This window comes from Streptomyces sp. ID05-39B, from assembly GCF_033794725.1.
Taxonomy (GTDB): Bacteria; Actinomycetota; Actinomycetes; order Streptomycetales; family Streptomycetaceae; genus Streptomyces; species Streptomyces bobili.
In genome coordinates this window covers 1-5,019 of the sequence record NZ_JARGEF010000385.1, presented here as the reverse complement: position 1 = coordinate 5,019, position 5,019 = coordinate 1, and the positions used below count along the sequence as shown (strand labels likewise).

Sequence of the window (5,019 nt, the reverse complement as noted above, 5' to 3'; positions counted from 1 at the left end):
CCCCGGACACCCCGGACACCCCGGACACCCCAGACACCCCGGACACTCCGGACAACGCAGACTCCAGGGACGCGGCCCGCAGCGCGCGACGGGCGCGCAGATAGCCGACCGGCCCGTACACCATCCCCTTACGCTGCAGCCGCGACAGCCTGCGCGGCCACGGATGACGGCGGTCGTCATGCCCACCAGGCACACCCTCCGCACCGGCCACACTCGCCACCCCCTCTGAGCCCTTTGCCCCCTCCGTGTCCCTGACCGCCGTCAGTGTGCGGGCGTGGGCGAGCCCGCGGGGCAGCCGGGCGAGGAACGCGGGCAGCAGGGCGGGCCGGTTGACCAGGATCGCGGTGAGGTAGGCGGTGAGGCCGGCGCCGTAGCCGTACGCCTGGGTCTCCAGGTCCTGCCAGGTCTCTCGGTGGTGGTGCCAGACCAGGGCCCGCGGCGTGTAGTGCAGGCGGTGGCCCTGGGCGAGCACGCGGACGAAGCCGTAGAGGTCGTCGCCGCCGCGCGCGAGCGTCCCCGCCCCCGTCGCCGGGTCGAAGCCGCCGACCGCGCGCAGTACGCCGGTCCGGAACGCCATGTTCGCGCCGGACCCGAACCGCCCCGCCGTGAACGGGAACAGCGGCTCGTCGGCGGGCGGTCCGGCAGGGTCGTACGTCCGTGGCGTGAAGCCCTTCGCGAAGCCGCCGTGGCTCTCCAGGAGCACCTGGGCCGGGGTGCGCAGCCGGGCCGGAAGGATCAGGCCGGTCGCGCAGCCGAGTCCGGGGTCGGCGGCGAACGGCGCGGTGAGTTCGGTCAGCCAGCGAGGGTCGGCGACCACGTCGTCGTCGGTGAAGGCGACCACGTCGCCGCGCGCCGCCGCGAGGCCCGTGTTGTGGGCGACGGCGAGGCCGGGCACGGGCTCGGTCACGTACCGCACGCGCTCGGCGTACTTGCGCTCGACGAGTACCCGCGTCGCGTCCGTCACCGGGGCGTTGTCGACGACGACGATCTCGAAGTCGGGGTGGTCCTGGGCGAGCATCGAGTCGAGCGCGTGGGCGAGCCGGTCGGCGCGCTCGCGGGTGGCGATGACGACGCTGGTGAAGGGCACGGTGACCCCCGTGGGGACCGCTTCCGGCCCGGCCCCCACGTGCCGTCGGGCCAGTGCGGTGAGGACCGCTCGCGGATCGGCGCCCTCGGGTACCCGCCCGAGCAGCGTGGCGACCGGCCGGCCGCCCCTCCTGACCAGCAGGAACACCTCGCCGTGCGTGACGGGCGGGCTGCCCGGTCCGGGTCTCAGCGCCCCACCGTCGTCCAGTTCCAGTTCGGCGACCTGCACCGGCTCGATCGCGTGGAACCGCTGGATCTCCTGCCGTACACGTGTCGCGTGGGACACGGATCTCCCCCTCCTCATGGAAACCGTGGAAACCGTGGAAACCGTGCAAACCGTGGAAGCCGTGGAACCGCGGAAACCGTCAGGACCGGCGCAGCCGCCCGACTTCCTTCAGCGCCCGTGCGGCCGTCGCCGCGAGCCACGGCCGGCCGCGTACGAAGTGGTGCGCGCGGCGCGAGGGTTCGCGGCTGAGCCAGTAGAGCGCCGCGCCCGCTCCCGGACGCGTCCAGGCCCCTTCGTAGACCGGCACCTCGCCCGTCTTCAGCGAGTCCTTGTACTCGGCGGCCCCCCGGCCGAGGTCGAGCAGCCCGATGCCCTCGGCGGCGGCCGCCTCGGCCATCCGCAGATGCAGCACGAGTCCGGGCGAGTACTTCGCGAACTCCGGGTCGTAGGCCGGGAACCAGCAGGCCAGGACGGTCGACGAGCGCAGCCCGAAGTGCGCGGCGATCGGCTGCCCGCCGGCGTAGAGGACGGAGAGCGTGCCGGAGCAGTCGGGGCCGCGCGTCCGAGAGGCGAGCAGGCTCACGAGCCGGGTGATCCAGTCCTGTGCGAACCGGTCCCGGCGGCCGGTCCTGCGGTACTGCGCGGACTTCCACGCCATCAGCGTGCGCAGCGCGGCCGGTTCGCGTTCGTCGAACACGAACCGCAGGTCACCGACCTGACGGCCGAGCCGACGCTCCTTGGCGAGTGTCGTCTTCAGGAACTTCGGTGACTGTGCGCGCAGGACGGACTCGTACGTTTCGTAACCCTTTTCCACGTCGATGACATAGGAGGCGTACTCGGCCGCCGCGTGCGGGACGAACAGTGCCTGCTCCGCCTCCAGGTTGTCGAAGGCGAAGCTCGACAGGGAGCAGGCCCGCAGGAGGCCGTCCGCGTCCAGCCCGGGACCGGAGCCGCGACCGGAGCCGCCACCGCCGCCATCGACGCCGCGACCTTCGCCGAGACCGATGCCGAGACCGGGGCCGAGGACGGCGCCCTGTGCGTCCGAGACGCCGTACGCGAGGGCATGGCCCTGGCCGAACCTGCCCCGTTCGTAGGGCAGGAAGCCGACCGGCTCCCGCCCCTCGTACACCACCGCGACGCGCGTGCCGGGCCGCACCTGGCCCACGGCGTCGGTGAACTCCGGTTCCATGAACGGGTTGCGCGCAGCCGTCGACGCGGCGCGCAGCGCGCGCCACCGCTCCCGTTCCCCCTCGCCGAGCTCCTCCGGCTTCAGCACCCGAATACGTCCGCTGCTCAACCTGACCCCCCGATCAAGTCCCCCCTGGACTGTCTGGACGGTACCGCTCCAGGTGCCGCGGACGGTAGGTAGTGGGCCATGTTGTTGCCAACCGGTGCATAGGCCTTTAACTTCGCTGTACCCGGCGTTGCGGTAGAAAGCCGTTTCCCGCTCGAATGGCGTCGTTTCCCGTGCGAACGGCACCGAACTGGAGGTGAGCCGGAGCCGGTTGGGGTCCGTATTCTCTGATCATGGCCGCACCCACCGCATATGACGCGCACTGCGCGTACTCCCTCGTCGCCACCGACCTGGACGGAACGCTGCTGCGCGGCGACGACACCTTCTCCGACCGGTCACTGCGCGCGCTCGCGGGGGTGGCCGCCGCCGGCGCCCGCCACCTCGTGGTGACCGGCCGCCCGGCCCCTCGCGTACGGCCGCTGCTGGACATCCTGGGCGGCAAAGGGCTCGCGGTGTGCGGACAGGGGGCGCAGCTCTACGACGCCGGAGCCGACCGGTTGCTGTGGTCGGTCACCCTGGACCGGGAACTGGCCGAGACCGCGCTCGGCAAGATCGAGGCCGAGGTCGGCGAGGTGTACGTGGCCGTCGACCAGGACGGGGTCGACGGACTGACGCTCATCGAGCCGGGCTATCTGATGCCGCATCCGACCCTGCCGGCCCTGCGGGTCGGAGCACGCGACGACCTGTGGTGCGAGCCGATCAGCAAGGTGCTGCTGCGCCATCCCACCTTGTCCGACGACGAGTTGGCGGCGACGGCCCGTTCGGTGGTCGGCTCGCTCGCCACCGTCACGATGTCCGGGCCGGGCACGGTGGAACTCCAGCCGTGCGGCGTCACCAAGGCGACCGGACTGGCCCTGGCGGCCGAGCACCTCGGGCTGCGGTCGCGGGACACGATCGCCTTCGGCGACATGCCCAACGACATCCCGATGTTCGACTGGGCGGGGCACGGGGTGGCGATGGCCAACGCCCACCCGGAACTCAAGTCGGTGGCCGACGAGGTGACGACGTCGAACGAGGACGACGGCGTGGCCGTCGTCCTCGAAGGACTCTTCCCCTAGGTCCCCCTAGGTCCCCCTAGGTCCCCTTGGGTGCTCCAGGGAGCTCCCCCGGGGCGGCTGTCAGTAGGCGCCGAAGACGTTGTCGATCGAGCCGTACCGGTGCTGCGCGTAGTGGCAGGCGGCGGTGATGTTGGCGACCGGGTCGTACGGGTCGTAGGCGGTGCCGGACACGTGGTACGCGGCGAAGGTGGGGTCGATGACCTGGAGAAGGCCCTTGGACGGGATGCCCGCGGCCGCGTTGGAGTCCCACAGGTTGATGGCGTTCGGGTTGCCCGAGGACTCCCGCATGATGTTGCGGTAGATGCCGTTGTACGTGCCCGGAATGTCCTTCTCGGCCATGATCGCGAGCGACTCGCGGATCCAGCCGTCGAGGTTGTTGGTGTACCCGGCGGCGGTCGTCGCGGCGGTCGTGGCCGACGTCGTGGTGGCCGCGGAGGCGCTGGTCGAGCCGATGAGCGGGAGGGCCAGCACGGCGGCGCCGGTGGCGGCGACGGCGAGGGTGCGGGCAAGGCGGGTACGGCGGTGCTGAACGGCAGCGGGCATGACGAAAGGTTCCTCTCCGGTGCCTACGAGGTGAGCTGTCGGGTTCGGGCTGGAAAGTGCCCGGCCGGCCGCCGTAGGGGTACGGCGACGCGACTTCACCCCAAGCCGGTCCGGTACGTGTGTGACGTACGGCTCGGCGGCCTACCTGGGTCCCCCGCTCCTGCCGTGCGTGAGTGTCGGTCGATGGGTTGTCGGGCGGCGGCAGGATTAGGCGTCTGCCCGACAGGCCGGGAACGTATGCGAGAGCACATGTCCGGAACAAGTGCCGGATTCACAGTTCGCACCTATTGACCATGATCAGATGACTTTGCCTGCTTGATCCTTTGCGTTCGCCAAGCGTCAACTCGCCGCCAGGCAAAGCGGAATCGCAACTTCCGGTCCGAGTCGCCCGCATGGGCGCGTAGTGAGCCAACTCACCGACGTCCACAACAGGGGTAAAACGGGCATTGAGCCCCAAGTCCCTTTTAAAGGGGCGGGTGTGGGAGAGGCGTCCGGGGAATGTGCTTCCGCCAGGTCCGGTGGAAGACCACCTGGCCGCCCTCCGTGCACACCACCTCGTGGGTGACGATGAAGTCCGTCGTGTCGCAGGTGACCTCCGAGCGGGTTCGCACGCCCGTGTCCCAGCCCCGCTCCGGGCGGTACAGCCGGACCGTCCGGTCACAGCGGACGCGGGCCGACAAGGGGTCGCGCTCGGTGATCGTGTACGTCGTCAGCGCGTCCTCGGTGTACTCCAGACCGTCGGGATACACGCGCGTGCCGGCATCCGGCGGAACGACCTCAAGCCGCCACCTGTCCCCGGCCCCGGCCAGACC

4 protein-coding genes, 1 pseudogene and 1 riboswitch are annotated in these 5,019 nt (G+C 71.1%); of the genes and pseudogenes, 1 reads left to right on the top strand and 4 read right to left on the bottom strand.

Features of this window, described 5'->3' with window-relative positions; translation table 11 throughout:
• On the bottom strand, positions 1-1,390 hold a 1,390-nt coding region (locus P1P75_RS39605), incomplete at its 3' end, for a glycosyltransferase family A protein (protein WP_319264480.1).
• A gap of 61 nt (positions 1,391-1,451) precedes the next feature.
• Complete coding sequence (locus P1P75_RS39600) at positions 1,452-2,588, bottom strand: GNAT family N-acetyltransferase (protein WP_319264478.1); 1,137 nt, start codon at positions 2,586-2,588, stop codon at positions 1,452-1,454.
• 251 nt (positions 2,589-2,839) lie between these two features.
• Between P1P75_RS39600 and P1P75_RS39595 the strand changes: the two genes are divergently transcribed.
• Positions 2,840-3,664 carry an HAD family hydrolase gene (locus P1P75_RS39595; RefSeq protein WP_319264476.1) on the top strand — a complete coding sequence of 275 codons (825 nt, stop codon included), beginning with the start codon at positions 2,840-2,842 and terminating at the stop codon, positions 3,662-3,664.
• Between the two features lie 60 nt (positions 3,665-3,724).
• On the opposite strand, the gene P1P75_RS39590 is transcribed toward P1P75_RS39595, so the two are convergent.
• Both P1P75_RS39590 and P1P75_RS39585 read right to left on the bottom strand, forming a co-directional pair.
• The gene (locus P1P75_RS39590; RefSeq protein ID WP_319264474.1) at positions 3,725-4,207 is read right to left on the bottom strand and encodes a transglycosylase SLT domain-containing protein; all 483 of its coding nucleotides are present in this window, start codon (positions 4,205-4,207) and stop codon (positions 3,725-3,727) included.
• A 5-nt stretch (positions 4,208-4,212) separates the two neighbouring features.
• Positions 4,213-4,399, bottom strand: a riboswitch (cyclic di-AMP (ydaO/yuaA leader).
• 272 nt (positions 4,400-4,671) lie between these two features.
• Positions 4,672-5,019 (bottom strand): annotated as a pseudogene (locus P1P75_RS39585) (peptidase S15); the annotation flags it as partial.

Excerpts from the sequence above, each read along its gene's own strand:
- P1P75_RS39595 (WP_319264476.1), top strand. The coding sequence starts at position 2,840 with ATGGCCGCACCCACCGCATATGACGCGCACTGCGCGTACTCCCTCGTC.
- P1P75_RS39590 (WP_319264474.1), bottom strand. The coding sequence starts at position 4,207 with ATGCCCGCTGCCGTTCAGCACCGCCGTACCCGCCTTGCCCGCACCCTC.